This window comes from Nocardia beijingensis NBRC 16342 (genome assembly GCF_001612785.1).
GTDB lineage: Bacteria > Actinomycetota > Actinomycetes > Mycobacteriales > Mycobacteriaceae > Nocardia > Nocardia beijingensis.
This window is the reverse complement of the sequence record NZ_BDBC01000019.1, coordinates 189,326-210,002: the sequence shown is the minus strand read 5'-3', so window position 1 is coordinate 210,002 and position 20,677 is coordinate 189,326. Positions and strand designations below refer to the sequence as shown.

The 20,677-nt window shown below is 69.2% G+C and carries 18 protein-coding genes; 9 read left to right on the top strand and 9 right to left on the bottom strand.

The features are described from left to right. Positions 1-41 precede the first annotated feature (41 nt). Both NB3_RS14130 and NB3_RS14125 read left to right on the top strand, forming a co-directional pair. Positions 42-1,877: a type IV secretory system conjugative DNA transfer family protein gene (locus tag NB3_RS14130; RefSeq protein WP_067802228.1), complete on the top strand. Its 1,836-nt coding sequence runs from the start codon at positions 42-44 to the stop codon at positions 1,875-1,877. After that, entirely contained in the window at positions 1,874-2,257 is a 384-nt protein-coding gene (locus NB3_RS14125) for a DUF4913 domain-containing protein (RefSeq protein ID WP_244891897.1), read from the top strand. Before NB3_RS14130 ends, NB3_RS14125 begins: the two co-directional genes overlap by 4 nt. Positions 2,258-2,334: 77 nt before the next feature. Here NB3_RS14125 and NB3_RS14120 read toward each other — a convergent pair whose 3' ends face one another. Then, on the bottom strand, positions 2,335-2,880 hold the full coding sequence (locus NB3_RS14120; RefSeq protein ID WP_067802225.1) for a hypothetical protein: 546 nt from the start codon (positions 2,878-2,880) through the stop codon (positions 2,335-2,337). Between the two features lie 406 nt (positions 2,881-3,286). Continuing rightward, complete coding sequence (locus NB3_RS14115; protein ID WP_067802221.1) at positions 3,287-4,165, bottom strand: peptidylprolyl isomerase; 879 nt, start codon at positions 4,163-4,165, stop codon at positions 3,287-3,289. 140 nt (positions 4,166-4,305) lie between these two features. Between NB3_RS14115 and hisS the strand changes: the two genes are divergently transcribed. The 3 genes from hisS (at position 4,306) to NB3_RS14100 (ending at position 7,505) form a co-directional block, all read left to right on the top strand. After that, positions 4,306-5,577, top strand: coding sequence for a histidine--tRNA ligase (gene hisS, locus NB3_RS14110; protein ID WP_067802219.1), 1,272 nt, complete (start codon positions 4,306-4,308; stop codon positions 5,575-5,577). Positions 5,578-5,732: 155 nt separating this feature from the next. Continuing rightward, the gene (locus NB3_RS14105) at positions 5,733-6,380 is read left to right on the top strand and encodes a hypothetical protein (RefSeq protein WP_084486222.1); all 648 of its coding nucleotides are present in this window, start codon (positions 5,733-5,735) and stop codon (positions 6,378-6,380) included. A gap of 120 nt (positions 6,381-6,500) precedes the next feature. Then, the gene (locus tag NB3_RS14100) at positions 6,501-7,505 is read left to right on the top strand and encodes a malate dehydrogenase (protein ID WP_067802216.1); all 1,005 of its coding nucleotides are present in this window, start codon (positions 6,501-6,503) and stop codon (positions 7,503-7,505) included. Positions 7,506-7,537: 32 nt separating this feature from the next. Here the strand turns inward: NB3_RS14100 and NB3_RS14095 are convergent, their stop codons facing one another. The 4 genes from NB3_RS14095 to NB3_RS14080 form a co-directional block, all read right to left on the bottom strand. Next, positions 7,538-8,617: a 2-oxoacid:ferredoxin oxidoreductase subunit beta gene (locus NB3_RS14095; protein ID WP_067802213.1), complete on the bottom strand. Its 1,080-nt coding sequence runs from the start codon at positions 8,615-8,617 to the stop codon at positions 7,538-7,540. Next, the gene (locus NB3_RS14090) at positions 8,614-10,614 is read right to left on the bottom strand and encodes a 2-oxoacid:acceptor oxidoreductase subunit alpha (protein WP_244891896.1); all 2,001 of its coding nucleotides are present in this window, start codon (positions 10,612-10,614) and stop codon (positions 8,614-8,616) included. The genes NB3_RS14095 and NB3_RS14090 overlap by 4 nt, the downstream gene beginning before the upstream one ends. Before the next feature lie 110 nt (positions 10,615-10,724). Further along, positions 10,725-11,741 (bottom strand): Rv2578c family radical SAM protein, encoded by a 1,017-nt coding sequence (locus tag NB3_RS14085; RefSeq protein ID WP_067802211.1) that lies wholly within the window; start codon positions 11,739-11,741, stop codon positions 10,725-10,727. A 32-nt stretch (positions 11,742-11,773) separates the two neighbouring features. Beyond that, positions 11,774-12,778 carry an NAD-dependent epimerase/dehydratase family protein gene (locus tag NB3_RS14080; protein WP_067802208.1) on the bottom strand — a complete coding sequence of 335 codons (1,005 nt, stop codon included), beginning with the start codon at positions 12,776-12,778 and terminating at the stop codon, positions 11,774-11,776. Between the two features lie 211 nt (positions 12,779-12,989). Between NB3_RS14080 and NB3_RS14075 the strand changes: the two genes are divergently transcribed. Further along, positions 12,990-13,319, top strand: coding sequence for a type VII secretion target (locus tag NB3_RS14075; RefSeq protein ID WP_067802205.1), 330 nt, complete (start codon positions 12,990-12,992; stop codon positions 13,317-13,319). Then, complete coding sequence (locus tag NB3_RS14070) at positions 13,316-14,932, top strand: hypothetical protein (RefSeq protein WP_067802202.1); 1,617 nt, start codon at positions 13,316-13,318, stop codon at positions 14,930-14,932. Before NB3_RS14075 ends, NB3_RS14070 begins: the two co-directional genes overlap by 4 nt. 76 nt (positions 14,933-15,008) lie before the next feature. Here the strand turns inward: NB3_RS14070 and NB3_RS14065 are convergent, their stop codons facing one another. Further along, a complete protein-coding gene (locus tag NB3_RS14065; RefSeq protein WP_084486230.1) occupies positions 15,009-15,545 on the bottom strand; it encodes a hypothetical protein in 537 nt (178 codons plus the stop codon). 117 nt (positions 15,546-15,662) lie between these two features. Continuing rightward, positions 15,663-16,586 (bottom strand): KPN_02809 family neutral zinc metallopeptidase, encoded by a 924-nt coding sequence (ypfJ, locus tag NB3_RS14060; RefSeq protein WP_067802196.1) that lies wholly within the window; start codon positions 16,584-16,586, stop codon positions 15,663-15,665. A 191-nt stretch (positions 16,587-16,777) separates the two neighbouring features. Here ypfJ and aspS point away from each other — a divergent pair, with 191 nt between their 5' ends. Both aspS and NB3_RS14050 read left to right on the top strand, forming a co-directional pair. Beyond that, positions 16,778-18,571 carry an aspartate--tRNA ligase gene (gene aspS / locus NB3_RS14055; RefSeq protein WP_067802193.1) on the top strand — a complete coding sequence of 598 codons (1,794 nt, stop codon included), beginning with the start codon at positions 16,778-16,780 and terminating at the stop codon, positions 18,569-18,571. Between the two features lie 63 nt (positions 18,572-18,634). Next, the gene (locus NB3_RS14050; RefSeq protein WP_084486221.1) at positions 18,635-19,639 is read left to right on the top strand and encodes a DUF389 domain-containing protein; all 1,005 of its coding nucleotides are present in this window, start codon (positions 18,635-18,637) and stop codon (positions 19,637-19,639) included. Here NB3_RS14050 and NB3_RS14045 read toward each other — a convergent pair. Beyond that, positions 19,611-20,582 carry a hypothetical protein gene (locus tag NB3_RS14045; RefSeq protein WP_067802190.1) on the bottom strand — a complete coding sequence of 324 codons (972 nt, stop codon included), beginning with the start codon at positions 20,580-20,582 and terminating at the stop codon, positions 19,611-19,613. The genes NB3_RS14050 and NB3_RS14045 overlap by 29 nt on opposite strands. Between the last annotated feature and the right edge of the window lie 95 nt (positions 20,583-20,677).

Below are 20,677 nucleotides of genomic sequence, written 5' to 3'. Positions count from 1 at the left end.
CACCCGCTTTCCGCACCGGACGGCCGACCCAGGAGGGACACATGGCGAAGAAGAAAAAGGTGACGGATCCGGCCATCCCCGGACCCGATGTCAGCCTGCTACTGACCTACGCCGGCTTCGCGATCTTCGGAACCCTCTGGCTGGCCTTGCATCTGGGCAACATGCTGGAGGGCAGCCCGCAGAAGGTGCCCTTCAACCCGATCGCCATCCTGGCGGATCTGGCCCGGGGCAGGCTGCGCTGGCCCGCCGCGGCCACGGCGATCGTCCTGTTGGTGATCCTCAGCGTCGTCGCGTATCTGGTGATCCGCAAGGAGTTGGAGAAGCGCAGGTCCAAAGGCAGGCTGCCGGTGGACGACAAGGCCGACGTGATGGGCAACGGCGGCGCGATCTCGATGCTCACCGAGGCGGGTGTCCGGGAGAAGGCCCAGCAGCTGGGGGTGAGGCTCGGCTACAACGACGCTCCGGGCGTGCCGATCGGCGTCGGTGTGGCCGACGGGGTGATGCTCTACGGCTCGTATGAGGACCTGCATCTGGACATCTGGGGGCCGCGCCAGGGCAAGTCGACTTCGCGAGTGATCCCGGCGATCCTCACCGCGATCGGTCCGGTGCTGGCGACCTCGAACAAGCGCGACGTGGTCGACGCGACCCGGGACGTGCGCGAGGCCAAGGGCAGCCCCACCTTCGTCTTCGATCCGCAGGGCGTCGCCGGTGAGGAGCCGACCTGGTTCTGGGATCCGCTGTCCTGGGTGGACGCCAAGCGCGAAGGCTGTGAGATGCGCGCGGCGCGGCTGGCGGGGCACTTCGCCGACGGTGACGACGGCCGCGACACCAAGACCGACGCGTTCTTCGATCCCGAGGCCGAGGACCTGCTGGCCGGATTGTTCCTCGCCGCCGCCGTCGGCGACCGCAACGGCAGCAGGCCGATCGTGCAGGTGTGGGAGTGGGTGACCAATCCGCAGGACACCGAGCCGATCGAGCTGCTGCGCGCCGCCCGTCATCACTACACGGCCTCGGGTCTGTCCTCGCAGTACAACACCGATCCGCGCACGCGCAGCGGCATCTTCGGCACGGCGAAGAAGATGATCCGCTGCCTGAAACTGTCGAACGTGCACCCGTGGATCTCCCGTGGCGGCGACCGCAGGGAATTCGACGAGCTGGAGTTCCTGGAGAACAACGGAACGCTCTACAGTCTGTCGCTGGAGGGCCGCGGTTCGGCCGCGCCGCTGGTGAGCGCGCTCACCGAGGCGGTGATCGACGTGGCGATGCGCAAGGCGTCGCAGTCGGCCGGTGGGCGCCTGGCGATCCCGCTGCTCGCGGTGCTGGACGAGGCGGCCAACGTGGTGCGCTGGAAGGATCTGCCCAAGCAGTACAGCCACTTCGGTTCGCGGGGCATCGTGGTGATGACCGTGCTGCAGTCCTGGGCGCAGGGCGTCCGCTGCTGGGGCGAGAGCGGTATGAACGCGCTGTGGTCGGCGGCGAACATCAAAGTGCTCGGCAGCGGCGTGGACGACACGAAATTCCTGCAAGAGCGTTCGGACGTGCTCGGCGAGTACGACGCGATCTCGCAGTCGGTGTCGGAATCCAAGGGCGGCAAGAGCTACTCGCGCTCACTGAGTTCGTCCAAGACGTTTTCGGTCAACGGCTTGGCGACGCTGCCGCGCGGACGGGCCATCCTGTTCCCCTCCGGTGCGCCACCGGTGCTCATCCGCACTGTGCCGTGGTGGGAGGGTGAGTACGCTGCGGACGTGAAACAGTCCATCTCGCACCATGATCCGCAGAAGAAGACGCAGATCGCGGACGTCATCGGCTCGCCGTCGCTGAGCAAGTCGACGCCACCGCCGGAGTACGGTCAAGTCGAGGAGGTCCGGCCGCTGTGAACGAACAGCAGCAGAACATGCAGTACGCGAACGTAGTCGATTTCGTCGAGAACTATCTCAGCGTGATCTACCGTCGGCAGGTCACCGATCTCAGTGACACCGTGTGGTGCCCGGAGTGGTGGCAACACGCGGAGGCGATCGCCCGGCTGGACGCGCTCTGGCGCGCCTGGGAGCACTACCGCCTGGACGGGGCGACCGGACTGAGCGTCTGGTTCCTGGATCATGCCGATCCGCATATGGCGAAACTGTTCGATCCCAAGGGGCCGTTCAAGTACTGCAGTGTGCGCAACGGTCACAAGGACATGCTCAGCCCGCTGCCGACGAAAGCGCCGCAGAACGGCATGTTCAGTGATCCGACGATGGGCAACTTCCCGCCGTAACGGCGACTCTCGCCGAAGAAGGTCCGAAAAGCCGAGTGCCCGCTGGAACATCCAGCGGGCACTCGTTCGTCTTCCGGCTATCGACTTCGTTCCAGACCGCGAGATTCCTGTTCCCGTCCCGCCCTGGTGACCGTGGGGGCCTCGCCCGGCCGGGTGCGCACGGCTTCACCGGGCGGCTGTGCCTGTCCCACTTCGATCAGCATCCGTACCGCGGCGAGCTCCGGCGCGACACCCATTTTGGCGAGATGGGCCGCGATCGCCATGCGACGTTCTGGCGAGTCGTACCGCATAGCCGGCTTGCCCGCGGCGGTGGCCGCCATCCGGGATGCCTCCGCTTGCGCGGAGAAGCGGTCCTTCTCCAGTGACACACCCTTTTCCGGGATGGGCTTCTCGATCAGCCGGGCCAGCTCGGCGTTGCGCGGATCCTTGGCCTTCGCGTCGCGTGCCTCCCGGAGCTGCAGTTCCTTGGCCTCTTTGATCCTGGCCTCGGTGAGCTTGACGCGCGCTTCGGCTTCCTTCTGGCCACGCTCGCGGGTCCGCAAGGCGACGAGCGTCGCAAGCTGCAACATTGTCCTCATCATGGCCGCGGTTTCCCGGCCGATGTCGTCCAGTTCCTCGGACATGGCTGCTCCCCGATGCTGCAGTGATCACTATGGATGATTGTGGTGCTTCGTTACGGACGCCGCCACGCGAACTGTAGTCCCGTGCAGCGGGTCCCGCCTGCAAACGTGGACACCCGAAGAACTTGTGGCGTGGCACTTCCTGCCCGGGGATAGCCCGGCCGAGGCCGCGCTACGCTGCAAGAACTTCTTGTTTCGAGGTTACCTGACAAAGGTCGGCACAAACGAACGAGTGCGCCGCTTCAGCGGCATATATCGCACATTTCCGGCGTGTCTTCGGGCGCGCCGGACGATCTTCGAGCTGAGGGCATCCTAACCGAAGAATGGCTCGACTTCCTCGCTCCGGCCGAGGCCGGATACCACTCGGGCCCGCTGCCGGAGCACGGCGGCGGGCCCGACGGGTGCGTGCTCAGCGGTCGATCCGCACCGACTGGATCGTGACCGGCTGCTTGGGCTTGCCGTCGCCGGGGCCGTTGGAGTCGTCCTGGCCCAGCGCGGCGATCTTGTCGAGCGTGCCGAGGCTGTTGTCGTCCACGGTGCCGAAGATCGTGTACTGCGGCGGAAGCTGGGAATCGGCGTACACGATGAAGAACTGGCTGCCGTTGGTGCCAGGTCCCGCGTTGGCCATAGCCAGCACGCCACGTTTGTAGGCGATCGGTTCCGAGGTCGCCGCGGGATCGTTCGGAGCGTACTGATCGGTCGGGTATTCGTTGTCGAACTCGTAACCCGGCCCGCCCATTCCGGTACCCGTCGGGTCGCCGCACTGCAAGACCTTCAGGCCCTCGCCCGCGGTCATGCGGTGACAGCTGGTGCCGTCGAAGTAATTCTGCGCCGCCAGGCTGACGAAGCTGTTCACCGTGCACGGCGAATCGGCGTTGTCCAGGGTCAGCCCGATCGGCCCCTGGCTGGTCTCCACGCTGACGCTGATCTTGGCGTCGACGCCGGTGGTGGGGATGCCGCCTGCCTTCGGCTTGCCGACCGGCTTGTCCGCGGGCTTGGCGCTGTCGCGATAGGTGCAGTCGACCGTCGCGGGCTTGGCCTTCGCGGAGGGCGGCGCGGCCGCGACGGGAGTGCTGGACAGCGAGGCGTCGGCGGCATCGGAGCTGCTGCTGTCGTCACCGCGGGTCAGGAAGTACACCCCGGTCACGGCGGCGACCACGACGACGACACCGAGTACCGATCCGGCGATGGTGAGTTGCTTGCGCTTGCGCGCCCGCTCGGCCCGGTTGGCGAGCTGACGTTCCAGCTTGCGTTTCGCCGCTGCTCGTCGCTGTTCGTTGCTCGGCACTACCACGTTCCTCCCGTATCCGGTTACATCGGGATAAGAGTGTGCCATTTCTCCCTGAGACTGTTCCGCAACCTTCCTCGAGAGGCGGTTCGGACAACCGGTTGGACTTGCGGGGCCGTAGTGGTGGAAACTGGAGCATCGTGACCAAGACCAGCAGCTTTTCCGCCCCGAAGGGGATACCGGACTACGTGCCACCCGGCTCGGCCGAGTTCGTCGCGGTGCGCGACGGCCTGCTCCGCGCCGCACGACTGGCCGGGTACGGGCATATCGAGCTGCCGGTCTTCGAGGACACGGGCCTGTTCGCCCGCGGTGTCGGCGAGTCCACCGACGTGGTCACCAAGGAGATGTACACCTTCCCCGACCGCGGCGACCGCAGCGTCACGCTGCGTCCCGAGGGCACCGCGGGCGTGATGCGCGCGGTGATCGAACACGGTCTCGACCGTGGCCAGCTCCCGGTGAAGGTGTGTTACGCCGGTCCGTTCTTCCGCTACGAGCGGCCGCAAGCGGGCCGGTACCGGCAGTTGCAGCAGGTGGGCATCGAGGCGATCGGCGTCGACGATCCGGCGCTGGACGCGGAGGTCATCGCCATCGCCGACGCCGGGTTCCGTGGTCTCGGGCTGGACGGGTTCCGGCTCGAGGTCACCTCGCTCGGTGACGAGACCTGCCGCCCGCAGTACCGCGAACTGCTGCAGGATTTCCTGTTGGGGCTGCCGCTGGACGAGGAGACGAAGCGGCGGGCCCAGCTGAACCCGCTGCGCGTGCTGGACGACAAGCGGCCAGAGGTGCGGGAGATGACCGCGAACGCGCCGCTGATGATCGATCACCTGTCGGAGTCGGCCAAGGCGCACTTCGAGCAGGTGCTCGGCCATCTGGAAGCGCTGGGTGTGCCGTACGTGGTGAACCCACGCATGGTGCGCGGCCTGGACTACTACACCAAGACCACGTTCGAGTTCGTGCACGACGGTCTCGGAGCGCAGTCCGGCATCGGCGGCGGTGGCCGCTACGACGGGCTCATGGCCGAGCTCGGCGGGCAGCCGCTGTCGGGTATCGGATTCGGCCTCGGCGTCGACCGGACCATGCTGGCGCTGACGGCCGAGGGCAAGTCGGCCGGCAACCCGGCACGCTGCGAGGTGTTCGGCGTGCCCCTGGGCGACGCGGCCAAGCAACGGCTGGTGGTGGTGGCCGCCCAGTTGCGCGCGGCGGGCGTCCGGGTCGATCTGGCCTACGGCGGGCGCGGCGTGAAGGGCGCGATGAAGGCCGCCGACCGCTCCGGGGCGAAATTCACCCTGGTGCTCGGCGATCGTGATCTCGCGGAGAACACCGTCGGGCTCAAGGACATGGCGACCGGTGACCAACGGCAGATTCCGCTGCCCGAGGTGGTCGGCGTGATCCGGGAGTCGCTGGCCGGGTAGCGCGGTGACGGGTGCGCGTGGTGCGCGTCGGGTTTCGCGGCGCCACCGCCGCCCGCACGGTACTGTGCGTCGAACCCGTGGCCGGCCGGGCGGCGGGAGCGGTAGCGTGACCGGCGCGCGCCCCACCGCCGCCGGAGTCGCGAGAGGGCGGAGCAGTGTCCACGAATTCTGATGACCAGCAGGCGATCGCGCCGGTGGGCCTCGATCTGGTCGCGCCCGAGTTGTACGCGCCGATGTTGCGCCGCCTCGCGCTGGCCGCGTCGGGCATCGGGCTGGGCGCGGCATTGCTGGCCGCGACCGTGGTGAGCTGGCCGATCGCGGCCGCCGTCGGCGTCGTCGTCGGCGCGCCGACCGTCCTGTACGCCGTCGCGCTGCGCCGGCGGCGAATGTGGGTGACCGGCACGATGATCCACGCCCGCAGGCTGTTCGGTGAACGGCGGGTGGAGATGTCGGCGGCCACCGGGGTCGAAGTCCTCGTGTTCCCGGCCCGATTGAGCCGGATCGCGCTGCGGGTCACGGCGGGGGAGGTGTCGCAGGTGGTTCCGCTGGCCATGTACACCGACGCGGGAAGCGGCCGCGAAATGCATCTGCTCGGCTTGCGCAAGCTCGCGGACGCGCTCGCCGCCAGTCAATTGGCCGCGGCGGTAGCGGTTTCGGAGCTGCTGGTGCAGCAATTGCGGGCCGAGGCGCGTGACGCCGGGCTGGAGGAACGGCCGCTGTATCGCGCCGTGCGACTGGCGCGCGCAAAGGACGCGGTTTCGCCGATCGTGCTCACCGACAGCGAGGTCGCCACGCTCGGCTGACCGGGCGGGCGTCCTGCGCGACCGCGCGCGTCACTGTCGCGTAGCTCACCGTGGGCGTTCGGCGGCGGTGAAAGTGGTTAGGGTGGGCAGCAGAAGTCCGCCGACCGCAAGGAGTTCGTCGTGAGCACCGCCGCTGGGACCGTGACCGTCACCGTGACCGGAGCGGCGGGCCAGATCGCCTACGGCATGCTGTTCCGGATCGCGTCCGGCGCGATGCTCGGCCAGGACACGCGCGTGCGTCTGCGGTTGCTGGAAGTCCCCGCCGCGGTGGCGTCGCTGGAGGGCGTGGCGATGGAACTGGAAGACGGCGCGTTCGGGTTGCTGGAGTCCATCGACATCAGCGACGATCCGTGGATCGGTTTCGCGGGCGCCGATGTCGCCTTGCTGGTCGGCGCGCGGCCGCGCACCGCGGGGATGGAACGGGCGGACCTGCTGGCCGCGAACGGCGCGATCTTCACCGAGCAGGGCGCCGCGATCAACGCCAGCGCCGCCGACGACGTGAAGGTGCTCGTGATCGGCAATCCGGCCAACACCAACGCCTTCATCGCCATGAGCAACGCACCGGACGTGCCCGCCGAGCGTTTCACCGCCATGACGCGGCTGGACCACAATCGCGCCATCGCGCAACTGGCCAAGCGGACCGGTGCGCCCGCCGCCGACATCGCGCGGGTCGCGATCTGGGGCAATCACTCGGCGACGCAGTACCCCGACATCGCGCACGCCACCATCGCGGGACGTCCCGCCCTCGACCTGATCGGTGATCCGGCGTGGCTGACCGAGGAGTTCGTGCCCACCGTGCAGCAGCGCGGCACCGCCATCATCCAGGCCCGCGGCGCGTCCTCGGCGGCGAGTGCGGCCAGCGCCGCGATCGATCACATCCACGACTGGGTGCACGGCACCAGGGACGGCGACTGGGTGTCCATGGCCGTGCCGTCGGACGGCTCCTACGGCGTACCCGAAGGGCTGATCAGCTCGTTCCCGGTCACCTGCGCGAACGGCGAGTACACCATCGTGCCCGAGCTGACGATCGATGCGCAGGCGCGCGCCCGGATCGACGCCTCGGTCGCCGAGTTGGAGCAGGAGCGCGACGCCGTCATCGACCTCGGTTTCGCCAAGCGCGCCTGACCGGTCCCCCGGGGCCGGCTAGGCGCGGCGGGCTATCCGACCGTCCAGGTCTCCGGTCCGGTGAGCAGCGACTGCAGCGAGTCCGGACCGACCGGTTTCCGTTCCCGCGCCGTTTCGGTCTGGTAGCGCACCGCGTCGTCGTAGGTCGGACGGCTGACGCTGCGGAAGATGCCCGTGACGACGTGCTCGAGTCCTTGATCGGACAGCCGCGACAGCGCGTAGGCGTACTCCGGGTCGTCGGCGTAGGCGTCGTGCACCACGATGTCGGCCTCCGCCACGCTGTCGGCGCGTGCCACCGCGAGCCCGAAACCACGGCGCACGACGGCGAATTCGCCCTCGGCGCCGAAGCGGATCGGCTCGCCGTGCCGCAGCGGGATGAGATGGTCCGCGGCGTTGTCCCGGCGCAGCACGTCGAACGAGCCGTCGTTGAAGATCGGGCAGTCCTGGAGGATCTCCACGAACGACGTGCCGCGGTGCTCGGCGGCGGCGCGCAGCACTTCGGTGAGTCCCGCGCGATCGGAGTCCAGGGCGCGTGCGGCGAAGGTGGCTTCCGCGCCCAGCGCCACCGACAGGGTGTTGAACGGGTGGTCCACCGAGCCCATCGGGGTGGACTTGGTGATCTTGCCCTGCTCCGAGGTGGGGGAGTACTGGCCCTTGGTCAAGCCGTAGATGCGGTTGTTGAACAGCAGGATGGTCATGTTCACGTTGCGGCGCAGCGCGTGGATGAGGTGGTTGCCGCCGATGGACAGCGCGTCGCCGTCGCCGGTCACCACCCACACCGACAGGTCGGGCCTGCTGACCGCCAAGCCGGTCGCGATCGCGGGCGCACGACCGTGGATGGAGTGCAGGCCGTAGGCCTCCAAGTAGTACGGGAAGCGGCTCGAGCACCCGATCCCGGACACGAACATCAGATTCTCGCGGCGCAATCCGAGTTCGGCGAGGAAGCCGCGCACCGTCGCCAGGATCACATAGTCGCCGCAGCCGGGGCACCAGCGCACTTCCTGGTCGGAGGTGAAGTCCTTCACCTTCTGCGGTCCGTCCGCCGACGGCACCCCGGACACTCCGGTCAGTCCCAGGTCGGTGCCGACCAGTGAGGTTTCCACGATGGTCATGCGTTACCCCCAGCCATCCGGTATGTGGCTGCCTCGCCTGCGCTCGGCCCGGCACAGGGCTGTGGACGGACTTCGTCCGGCAGCGTTCGATATGTGGCCCCCGCCTTCGCGGCGAAGACCTTGTTCTGCTCCAGCTCCTCGATCGACCCGTCCAGCGCCGCGTCGATGACCCCGACGAGTTCCTGGGCGGAGAACGCGGTGCCCGCGATCTTCGTCCACGGCCGCACGTCGACCAGGTACTTCGCTCGCAGCAGCGTGGCCAGCTGGCCGCCGTTCATCTCCGGCGCGACCACGACGCGATAGCGGCGCAGCACGTCACCGAGGTTGGCGGGCAACGGATTCAGATGCCGTAGATGCGCTTGGGCGACCGGCACACCGCGCCGCCGCGCGCGACGGCACGCCTCGCCGATCGGGCCGTAGGAACTGCCCCAGCCGATCAGCAGCAGCTCGGCGGTGCCGTCCGGATCGTCCACCACGAGATCGGGCACCTCGATGCCGTCGATCTTGGCTTGGCGCAGACGGACCATGAGTTCGTGGTTGGCCGGGTCGTAGGAGATGTTGCCGCTGCCGTCCGCCTTCTCCAGACCGCCGATGCGGTGCGCGCGGCCCTTCGTGCCGGGGACGGCGAGCGGGCGAGCGAGCGTGTCGGGGTCGCGTGCGTACGGCTGGAACGGGTCGCTGTCGTCGCCTTCCGGCTCGAACGCCGGATCGATGGGGTCGAGCTCGGCCACCCGCGGGATGGACCACGGCTCGGACCCGTTCGCGATCGCGCCGTCGGACAGCAGCAGCACCGGAGTGCGGTAGGTGAGGGCGATCCGCGCGGCCTCGACCGCGGTGGCGAAGCAGTCGGCGGGGGAGCGCGGCGCGAGCACCGCCACCGGTGACTCGCCGTTGCGGCCGTACAGCGCCTGCAACAGGTCGGCCTGCTCGGTCTTGGTCGGCAGTCCGGTCGACGGGCCGCCGCGCTGCACATCGATCACCACCAACGGCAGCTCTGTCATCACGGCGAGGCCGATGGTCTCGCTCTTGAGCGCGAGCCCTGGGCCGGAGGTGCTGGTGACGCCGAGCGAGCCGCCGAGCGCCGCGCCCAGCGCAGCGCCGATGCCCGCGATCTCGTCCTCGGCCTGGAAGGTGGTGACGCCGAAATTCTTGTGCTTGCTCAGCTCGTGCAGGATGTCCGAGGCCGGCGTGATGGGGTAGGTGCCGAGGAAGACCGGCAGCCCGGCGAGCTGACCCGCGGTGATCAGGCCGTAGGCGAGCGCGGTGTTGCCGGTGATCTGGCGATAGGTGCCAGGGGGGAGCTTGGCGGGAGCGATCTCATAGGTGGTGGCGAAGCTCTCGGTGGTCTCGCCGTAGTTCCAGCCCGCGCGGAAGGCCAGGATGTTGGCTTCGGCGATGTCGGGCTTGGTCGCGAACTTCTCCCGCATGAACTGCTCGGTGCCGCCGATCGGGCGCCCGTACATCCAGGACAGCAGACCGAGGGCGAACATGTTCTTCGCGCGCTGGGCGTCCTTCTTGCCGACCCCGGTGGACTCGGTGGCGCCGAGGGTGAGCGAGGTCATCGGGACGCGGTGGACCACGAAGTCCGACAGCGTCTCGTCGGCCAGCGGATCGGCGGCGTAACCCACCTTGGCGAGCGCCCGCTTGGTGAACTCGTCGGTGTTGACGATGACGGTGGCGCCGCGCGGAAGGTCCTCCAGGTTCGCCTTGAGCGCGGCGGGGTTCATCGCGACCAGCACGTCGGGCTGGTCACCCGCGGTGAGGATGTCGTAGTCGGCGATCTGGATCTGGAACGACGAGACGCCGGGCAGCGTGCCCTGGGGTGCGCGGATCTCGGCGGGGAAGTTGGGCTGGGTGGCCAGGTCGTTGCCGAAGGCGGCGGCCTCGTGCGTGAAGCGATCGCCGGTCAGCTGCATTCCGTCGCCGGAGTCCCCGGCGAACCGAATGACGACCTTTTCCAATTTGGCTGTGCCGACATCGTTTTGGTGTGAAACCATGTGCCTGCTTCACTTCCTCGTCGCTGAGAGGTGCCATCGCCAAACTACTCCGTCGAACGCGGTGCGCGCCCGTGAAGCGCGCGGACCGGCGAGATCGGCGGTTGCCCGCTTCAGGCGAACAATGCCAGCTGGGCGTCGCTCGTGGGTGCGGTTTCGGTTCGTGTCTCCGGTTCGGCTCGCCCGCGGGCCGTCAAACCGTGTTCGGCCAGCAGCGGAGCGACCCGCGAGCGCAGCCAGGCGGAGTACTCCGGTGTGACGTAGGCGCCACGCCGGTACAGCTGGCGGTAGCGGCGCAGCAGCGCAGGATGGTGCTCGGCCAGCCAGGACAGGAACCATCCCCTGGTGCTGCCGCGCAGGTGCATGGGGAACGCGACCGCCGATTCCGCCCCCGCCGCGGCGATCGCGCCGAAGATCGCGTCCAAGTGGGCGCGGCCGTCGGTGAGGCCGGGGATGACCGGTGCGACCAGGACGTTCACCGCGAAGCCCGCGTCGGTGAGCGCGCGCACCAACTCCAGCCGGGCCCGGGGCGACGGCGTGCCGGGTTCCAGGCTCCGGTGCAGATCCTCGTCGAGGATCGCGATCGACACCGCCAGGCTCACCCGCACCTGCTCGGCCGCCGCGGTGAGCAAGGGCAGATCCCGGCGCAGCAAAGGCCCCTTGGTGAGGATGGAGAAGGGGGTGCCGGATTCGGTCAGCGCGCGAATGATGCCTGGCATCAATCGATACCGCCCCTCGGCGCGCTGGTAGGGGTCGGTGTTGGTGCCCAGCGCGACCGGTTCCCGGAGCCAGGACCTCCTGCCGAGTTCCTTGCGCAGCACCGCGGCGACATTGGTCTTGACGACGATCTGCGAGTCGAAGTCCCGGCCGGCGTCCAGATCCAGATATTCGTGCGTGCCGCGCGCGAAGCAATAGCGGCAGGCGTGCGAACAGCCGCGCATGGGATTGACGGTCCACTGGAACGGCACGTTCGCGCCCTCGGGCACGCGGTTCAGCGCGCTCTTGCACAGCACCTCGTGGAAGGTGATGCCCTCGAACTCCGGCGTTTGCACGGTGCGCACCAGACCGGCCCGGGACAACCCGGGCAAGGCGCCGTCCTCGGCGTCCAAGGTCTGGCTTTGCCACCGCACCCCCTCAGTCGAACATGTGTTCTAGCGAGGTGTCAAGCGATCTGCTTGGCGCCCGGCGGCGTGAGCGCGGACGGGTCGGCGAAGAAGGTGACCAGGTCGCGCACCGTGTCGTCGAGCGGGCGCGGCCGGTAACCGAGCTCGCGTTCGGCCTTGCCGTGGTCGACGACCGGGGCGGAGATCAGCGCGCCGAGTGCCGCCCTGGAGACGATGTCGGAGTTGAACAGCTTGCCGATCGGCGCGAGCACGGGGATGACGCCGGACACGAGTTTCGGGGAGATGGCGAACCTGGGGCCGCGTTTGCCGCCGTGGGTCGCGGCGACGCGGCACAGCTCGAGCATCGAGATCATCGACCCGCCGAGCAGATAGTTCTCGCCCGTGCGGCCGTGCTCGCAGGCCAGTGCCAGGCCCGCGGCGACATCGCGCACGTCGACGAGGTCGAATCCGCCGCCGATCATGGCTGGCACCCGCCCGAGGGCCGCGTCCTTGAGCGTCCGGTTGATGCGCGAGAGCGGCTTGCTGTAATCCAGCGGGCCGAAGACGCCGGTGGGATTGCACAGCACGGCGTCGAGTCCCTGGTCGATCACCTTGCGCAGCGCCACCTCGCCCGCCCATTTCGAGCGGTCGTAGACCGGAAGCGCCGGGTCGGTCGAGCGTGGCGCGTTCTCGTCGATCCGGCCGCCGCAGCTGTACTGGTCGAACGCGTGGATCGAGCTGGCGTGCACCATCCGGCGCGCGCCTACCGCCAGCGCCGCTTCGGCGACCACGCGCACGCCCTCGGTGTTCACCCGCCAGGCCAGATCGTTCTTTTCGGCCAGGGTGATCACCGCGACCAGGTGGTAGACCACCTCGGCGCCGTCCAGTGCGGCGCGCATCGACGCCGGATCGAGCACGTCGCCGCGCACCCAGGTGACCCCGGGCGCCGCCGGCTCGGCGGGAACGGCCCGATCGACGGCCGTGACCTGGTGACCGCGCTCGGTGAGGAGGCGGAGCAGATTCGTGCCAAGGTAGCCGGCTGCGCCGGTCACTGCGACCTTCATGGGACAGAGAATATAGAACTTGTTCTAATTTGCAACACGTTCCAGTTCGGTCCGGTCCGCCCGGTCGTGCGGCGCGTTCGGGCTCGAAACATGCCGGTCCGGTCCGCTATATTGAGCGCAACCGTAGCGGCCCTTGCCGATTCGGCAGGGAGCAGGCGGCTCACGAAAACTGCATGACGCGGATCTGTACGACGATTTGGGGGGCAACTCGATGAGTGATCTCTCGGTAGAGACCGAAGCGGTCCGGGCGTTCGCCGCCACGAACGCCGGTATCGCCGGTGATCTCGCGGGGGCGGGCAATTTCGACGCGGTGAAGAACGTTTCGGCGCTCGTCCCGGTCTTCGGCTTGATCGGGGCCGACTACCTGGCGATGTTCGCCGCGGCGCAAGTGTTGCAGGCCAAGGACATCAACGATCTGTCCGCCAAGTACGCCAAGCTGTCCGAATCGGCGTTCAGCGCCGCCGCCGCGTACGACGCCGTGGACTGGTCGAACGCCGGTGCGCTCGGGTCGATCGCGGGCCGGATCGGAGACGCGGTATGAGACCACTGGACAGCGGCCTCATCGCGCCGCAGGACGAGGCGGTCGCGCACGCGGCCGAGCAGAACGTCGCCATCGGCCAGCAGGCCGTGCTGGACGCGCTGCAGCAGACACCGGCCCAGGCGGTGCTCGACCTGCCGCTGCCGCAACTGCCCGAAGACCTTCCCCCCATCGAGCCGCCCGCGTTCGTGCTGTCGCGCAAGATCTCCGAGGATCAGCAGTCGGCCACCGTGCCCGCCGGTCTGCCCGGACTGAACGGCGCGCCGAGCGCCGAGGACGCGCACGGTGTCGCGCATCACGCCTCGGCGCTGCTCGGGGACCCGAACACCGCGTTCGACCAGGTCGCGGCCCCGGCGATCGAGACCGCGCTCGATCAGGCGACCGGCGTGCTGAGCGGCGCGCTCTCCGCCGCGCCGAGCGCGATCGCCAGCACGGTGAACCAGGCGGCGGCCGCGGCAGGATCGCTGCCCGCCTTGCCCGCCGACCCGGTGGCCGCCCTGCTCCAGGGCGTCGCGGTGCCCGCGCTGCCCGGCGTCGACGTGTTGATGAAGCCGATCCTTGACCTGCTGAGCAGTTTCGGCACCGGCGTCATCGGCGCGTTCGACCCGACCGCGATTCTGAGTCAGTCCTCCAAGGTCATCGAGATGGCCATGCAGGTGGGCAAGGGCAGCATGAGCACGGTCGAGCAGCTGTGGCAGAGCCAGGCCGCCCGCAACGCCCAGGCCGCGAGTCAGCAGGCGAACGTGCAGGGACAGGAGACCAGTCAGCGGGGCATCGACATCTCCGAGCTCACGCAGCGGGCGGCCACCGTGGTGCAGCAGGGCAACGCCCAACTGCTCGGCATCGCGTCGTCGTTCGCCACCCAGGCGACCGCGCTCGCGCCGGTGATTCTCACCCCGCCCGCCCAGGCGACGCTGATGGCCTCGGCCACCGAACACCTCGGTCAGGCCGTCGGCGTGGTCAACGCCACCCGCGGCGACCTGGCGGGTAAGACCGCCGAACTCAGTGGCATGGTGCAGCAGCTGGTCGCGCCGGGAGGTGGGCCCGCGCCACAGGAGGTCGCGCAGGCGCTGGCGGAGAACGTCGGGCAACCGATCCTGGAGCAGGCGCAGTCGACCGTTTCGGACACCGCGACCAAGGCGGCAGGCCTGGACTCCGCCGCGCCGGGGACGACGTCGCCGACGACCACGCCGTCGTCGGTGCACAGCACCTCGCACAGTCCCAGCACCAGCCACGGCACGCCCAGCAGTCTGCTCGGCAGCAGCCCGGGCCGTCCCGGCAGCCCGAGCACGTCCTCGGTTCCCAAAGCCAGCGGTCTACCCGGTACCACGGTCCCGCCGATCCGGTCGGTCTCCGGGGTGCCGGGCACGTCGTTCGGTACCGGCACACCGGCCGGGACGACCCCCGCCGGATCGAGCAGCTTCATGGGCGGTCCGGCCGGCGCGGCGGGGCAGCGCGGCAACGACGAGGAACACTCGCGCACGGTGCAGCCTTACTCGAGCCCGACCGGCAACGACGATCTCACCGGCCCGCTGGGCGAGTCGACGCCGGATGTCATCGGCGCGACGCACTCGGACGAGATCATCAGCTCCGACTACGAGCAAGACCAGTTCTGACGCGACGCCGGGGAGATCGGACGCCGCACCCGGCCCGGACGGATCACCTCCTCCGGGCCGGGTGACGGCGAGAGTCTCAGTTGTCCTGCACGAACGAGTCGATCAGCTTCCGGTAGAGGTCGGCGAAACGTTTGCGCGCGGCCTGCTGCTCCGCGCCGAGCCCCTCCGTGGTGTCCGGCGAGTACACCACCAGATGCACGTCGTCGGATGGCGACTGCGGCATGAGGTCGATGATCCGGCTGCTCTGGTCCGTGGCCTTCGGCACGCCGAGGTCCACCGTGGCCAGCGCTTTGGTCTCCGCCAGCGCCGCGCTGAGCACGTCGGACGGGATATGGCCGTCGATCCGCTTCGGCGGAGTCTCCGGGCGACGCTCGGGGGCCACCGCGTCGGGGCTGCTCACCGCGCGGCCGTCGGCGAAGACCTCCAGCTGCGGGCGCAGATCCGTCCGCGCCTGCCAACCGTCCGGAATGGTGGTCAGCGTCAACAGCGCCAGCGGCGCGGCGATCGGCGGTAGCGCACTGGGGCGATCCAGTGCCGGGTCGGCCGTCGCGGCGCCCGAGCCCACCGCGACGATCAGCGTCACAACCAGCAGAACGGCTTTCGTTACTCGCATCGATCCCATCTTCCGGTGCTGTCCGTGTCCGCCTGCGGCGCAGACGAACTGCCGTAGATCATGACAGCGCGCCGGCCCCCGGCGGGAGTCGGCGCGCTGTATCGATCGGATCCGGAGCTAGCGCAGGCCGGACGGGTTGTTCAGGTCCGGCGCCGAGTACGTGTCACAGGCCCGGACCTGACCGGTCCGGTAGCCGGTGAGGAACCACTTCTGTCGCTGCTCGGACGAACCGTGGGTCCACGCTTCGGGATTCACCCGGCCCCGCGCGGCGCGCTGGATGCGGTCGTCACCGACCGCGGCGGCCGCCGACAGCGCGTCGTCGACGTCCTTGTCCGACAACGGTTTCAGGAACGGCTGATCGCTGCCCGGCGCAGGCTGCTTGTCCGCGAAATGCGCCCAGATGCCCGCGTAGCAGTCGGCCTGCAATTCGGTGCGCACCGCGTCGGAGTTCGCCCCGCGTGGATCGCGCTGCGCGCGGCCGATGTCACCGAGCAGGTTCTGGATGTGATGGCCGATCTCGTGCGCCACGACGTATTCCTGCGCGAGCGGGCCGCCGCTGGAACCGAAGCGATCCACCAGTTCCTGGAAGAAGCTGGTGTCGAAGTAGGCGGTCCGGTCGGCGGGGCAGTAGAACGGTCCCACGTCACTGGTGGCGTTGCCGCAGCCGGTCGAGGTGGCTCCGGAGAAGAGCACCACTTTCGGCTGCGCATAGCGTTTGCCCGCCTGCTTCGGCAGCTCGGCCGACCACACGGCGTCCAGGCTCTGCGCGGTGAGCGCCACCCGGCAGTCGACGTATCTGTTGGCGTCCGCGCCGGTCTTGCAGTGGCTCGGCGTGCCAGCCGTGCCCGGCTGGGTCTGGCTCTGATCCTGCGTGCCGGTGAAGTTGCCGAGGATGGATCCGGGGTCTCCGCCCAGCAGCAGCGCCAGCACCAGCACGATGAGCCCGCCCGCGCCGCCGCCCAGCGCGAGCTTGCCGCCCATGCCGGGACCGCCGGACGAAACCCGGTCGGGGTCGATCTGCATGCCCTCGTTGAAGGTCATCGTCGTCGCTTTCTCGCTCGTCCCCCGGGGTCACCCAACCCTCGGTGGTCCGGGCCCCCGGTTCACACTCCCTCGGATACAGCTTGGCACGGGCGGGTCGATATCGGTTTCGTCTCACCGAATGTGTCTCACTACGATGGACTCGCACCTGGTCACACCGCGCCGGTGCCAGAGTCGTCGAAAGGAACCCCGTGCTGCGCACCCACTTGGCTGGTTCGCTGCGAAGCGAGCATGCCGGTCAGACCGTCACTCTCACCGGCTGGGTGGCGCGGCGGCGTGACCACGGTGGGGTGATCTTCATCGATCTGCGTGACGCGTCCGGCGTGGCCCAAGCGGTGTTCCGCGAGGGCGAACCCGCCGCGCAGGCGCACCGGCTGCGCGCGGAGTACTGCGTGCGCGTCACCGGCACCGTCGAACCGCGGCCGAGCGGTAACGAGAACCCGGAACTACCCACCGGCGCCATCGAAGTGAACGTCACCGAACTCGAGGTGCTGAACGAGAGCGCGCCGCTGCCCTTCCAGCTGGACGAGCAGCCCGGCGAGGAAGCGCGCCTGAAGCACCGCTACCTGGATCTGCGCCGCGAAGGCCCCGCGCATGCCATCCGGCTGCGGTCCAAGGTCAACGCGGCCGCCCGCGAGGTGCTCGCCCGCCACGAATTCGTCGAGGTGGAGACCCCGACTCTGACCAGGTCCACCCCCGAGGGCGCGCGCGACTTCGTGGTGCCCGCGCGCCTGCAGCCGGGGAGCTTCTACGCCCTTCCACAGAGCCCGCAGCTGTTCAAGCAGCTGCTCATGGTCGGCGGCATCGAGCGCTACTTCCAGATCGCGCGCTGCTACCGCGACGAGGACTTCCGCGCCGACCGGCAACCGGAGTTCACCCAGCTCGACATCGAGATGAGCTTCGTGCGCCAGGAGGACGTGATCCTGCTGGCCGAGGAGATCCTGGTCGCGCTGTGGAAGCTGATCGGCTACGAAATCCGGACCCCGATTCCGCACATGACCTACGCCGAGGCCATGCGCCGTTTCGGCAGCGACAAGCCCGACTTGCGTTTCGGTGTGGAGATCACCGAGTGCACCGATTACTTCAAGGACACCCCGTTCCGGGTGTTCCAGGCGCCCTACGTGGGCGCGGTGGTGATGCCGGGCGGCGCGAGCCAGCCGCGTCGCCAGCTCGACGCCTGGCAGGAATGGGCCAAGCAGCGCGGCGCCAAGGGCTTGGCGTACGTGCTGGTGAACGAGGACGGCACCCTGGGCGGCCCGGTCGCCAAGAACCTCAGCGAGGCCGAGCGCGACGGCTTGGCCAAGCACGTCGGCGCGGTGCCGGGTGACTGCGTGTTCTTCGCGGCGGGCGCGGCCAAGGCGCAGCGCGCGCTGCTCGGCGCGGCGCGGGTCGAGATCGCCCGCAAGGTGGGTCTCATCGATGAGGACGCCTGGTCGTTCGTCTGGATCGTCGATGCGCCCTTGTTCGAGCCGACCGTCGAGGCGACCGCCAGCGGCGACGTGGCGGTGGGCCACTCCGCCTGGACCGCGGTGCACCACGCGTTCACCTCGCCGAAGCCGGAGTCGCTGGACACCTTCGACACCGATCCGGGGTCGGCGCTGGCCTACGCCTACGACATCGTCTGCAACGGCAACGAGATCGGTGGCGGCTCGATCCGTATCCACCGCCGTGACGTGCAGGAACGCGTCTTCGACGTGATGGGAATCACTCCCGAGGAGGCGCAGGAGCAGTTCGGCTTCCTGCTGGACGCCTTCGCCTTCGGCGCGCCGCCGCACGGCGGCATCGCCTTCGGCTGGGACCGGGTCACCGCGCTGCTGGCGGGCGAGGACTCGATCCGCGAGGTCATCGCGTTCCCGAAGACCGGCGGCGGCGTCGATCCGCTGACCGACGCGCCCGCGCCGATCAGCGAGCTGCAGCGCAAAGAGGCGGGTCTGGACGTGAAGCCGGAGCAGAAGAAGGGCGAGCACGCCGAGACTGCGTCGTAGCGGGGCGCTCACCCGGACGGTACCTTCTGGTCAGCCACGTCTGCCCGACCGCGAGGAAAACCGTTGCTGCACTTGCGCTTGATCAGCCCGCCGGAGCTCACCGACGCGGTGCTCGCGGTGCTGGCCGCCGATCCCGGGGTCACCCACGTGACCCTGGCCCGCGGCGCCGCGCTGGAGCCGAAGGGTGATCTGGTGCAAGCGGACGTCGCTCGTGAGGCCGCCAACGATGTGCTCGACGACCTGACCGCCCTCGGCGTCTGCCGGACCGGCGGGATGACGCTCACGCCGGTCGAGACGATCCTGTCGGAGGCGGGCGAGCGCGCGGTGCACGAGGCGCCCGGTGATCCGAGCGACGCCGTGGTGTGGGAGGAACTGCTCGCGCAGACGCACGAGGAGTCGAGCCTCAACGCGACGTTCCTGGCGTTCTTGACGATCGCCTGCCTGCTCGCGGCCGTGGGTGTCGCGACCGATTCACCGGTGACCATCGTCGGCGCGATGGTGGTCGGTCCGGAGTTCGGTCCGCTGGCCGCGTTCGCGGTGGCAGCCGCGCGCCGGGATTTCGGGCTCGCTCGCCGCTCGGCCGTCGCGCTCGCGGTCGGGTTCCCGGTGGCGATGGTGGTCACCTTGCTCGCGACGCTGGCGTGGGAGCAGGTCGGCTGGATCACCATGGACGGCGTGAGCAGCGTCGAGCAGGTCGACTTCATCTATCAGGTTGGCCCGTTCTCCCTGGTCGTCGCGCTGCTCGCGGGCGCGGCAGGCATGCTCTCGCTGGTGACGGCGAAGTCGGCCGCGCTGGTCGGGGTGTTCATCTCGGTGACCACCGTGCCCGCGGCCGGCTTCGCCGTGGTCGCGGCGACCTTGGGGGAGTGGCGGGTGGCGTTCCTGTCGGCGGGTCAGCTGGCGGTGAACATGGCGGGCATCGTCGTGGCCGGGATCATCGTGCTCCAGCTCCGGCCGCGCGCGGGCAGCGAGGCCGGTCCGGTGGAACGGTTCAAGCACTGGATCGGTATGCGCTCACCGATCGAGAAGCGAGCATCCGTCACGCCGCGGCGACGACGCCTCCGGTGAGCACTCGGTAGGCGTAGGTCACCGCGATCACGGCGACGGGGCCCGCGATCAGCAGGCCGAGACCGCACAGCAGCAGCCCGAGGAAGGTGATCACCACCACCGCCAGCGTGAGCAGGAGCACCTGCCACGCGTTGGTGACCACCAGCGTGAAGCTGGACTTCAGCGCTTCGAAGGGACCTTGGTCCTGATCGACGACGAAGTGCAGCGAGAACACGCACAGCACCCCCGCGATCAACCCGGGCAGCAAGCACAGCGCCGACCCGAGGAAGGTCAGCGTGAACGCCAGCAGCGCGGTGAGCAGCACGTTGCCTGCGTTGACGAATCGGAAGTAGGCGCCGAAAGGCGGTGGGGTGCCATCGGTTTCGTACAGCGCGCCACGCACCATCGCGGCTTGCAGCAGCCATATCGCGGCCATGACCGCCAGGAAGACGAGCAGCAGCGGCAGCATCGTCGTGGGGTCGGCGACCTGCACGACGAGCACGAACGCCAGGTAGATCACCAGGCCCACCGCGGTCACCCCGAGCCACGGCCCCGGATTGGACCGGAATCGCGCCCAGCCGTAACTGAGCGCCCGGCCCACATCGAGCGTGGCCGGACCGGTGGGCACCTGCTGGTAGCCGTAGACCGGCTCCTGGGCGGGCGCCGGACCGGAGGGCGCCCAGCCCGGCCCGGTGCCTTGCGGGCCGTACCCGGGGTGGCCGATGCCGCCAGGTGGGATCTGCTGCGGCGGTTCGTTGCCGTAGTGCGCCGCGCCGTGGCCCTCGTGCTGCGGGTATCCGGCCGGGCCTGCCATCTCGTGGGGGGCATGCCCCGTCCCGGGGCCGGAAGCCTGCGGACCCGGGCTCTCGTGCTGCCCCGGCCGCGCCGCGAAGCGTGCGTCGTCGTTCTGGGAGGGAGCGCCGCCAGCTGATTGTTTGGGTGCGGGAGGCGGGGTTTCGGTCATGCGTAGACCTTTCCACTCAACTGGTTTGCGGTGTGGCGCAGGGCAGTTGACGATGAGAAAACCGGACGTGTGCGGAGGTGTCAAGCGACCGGCGG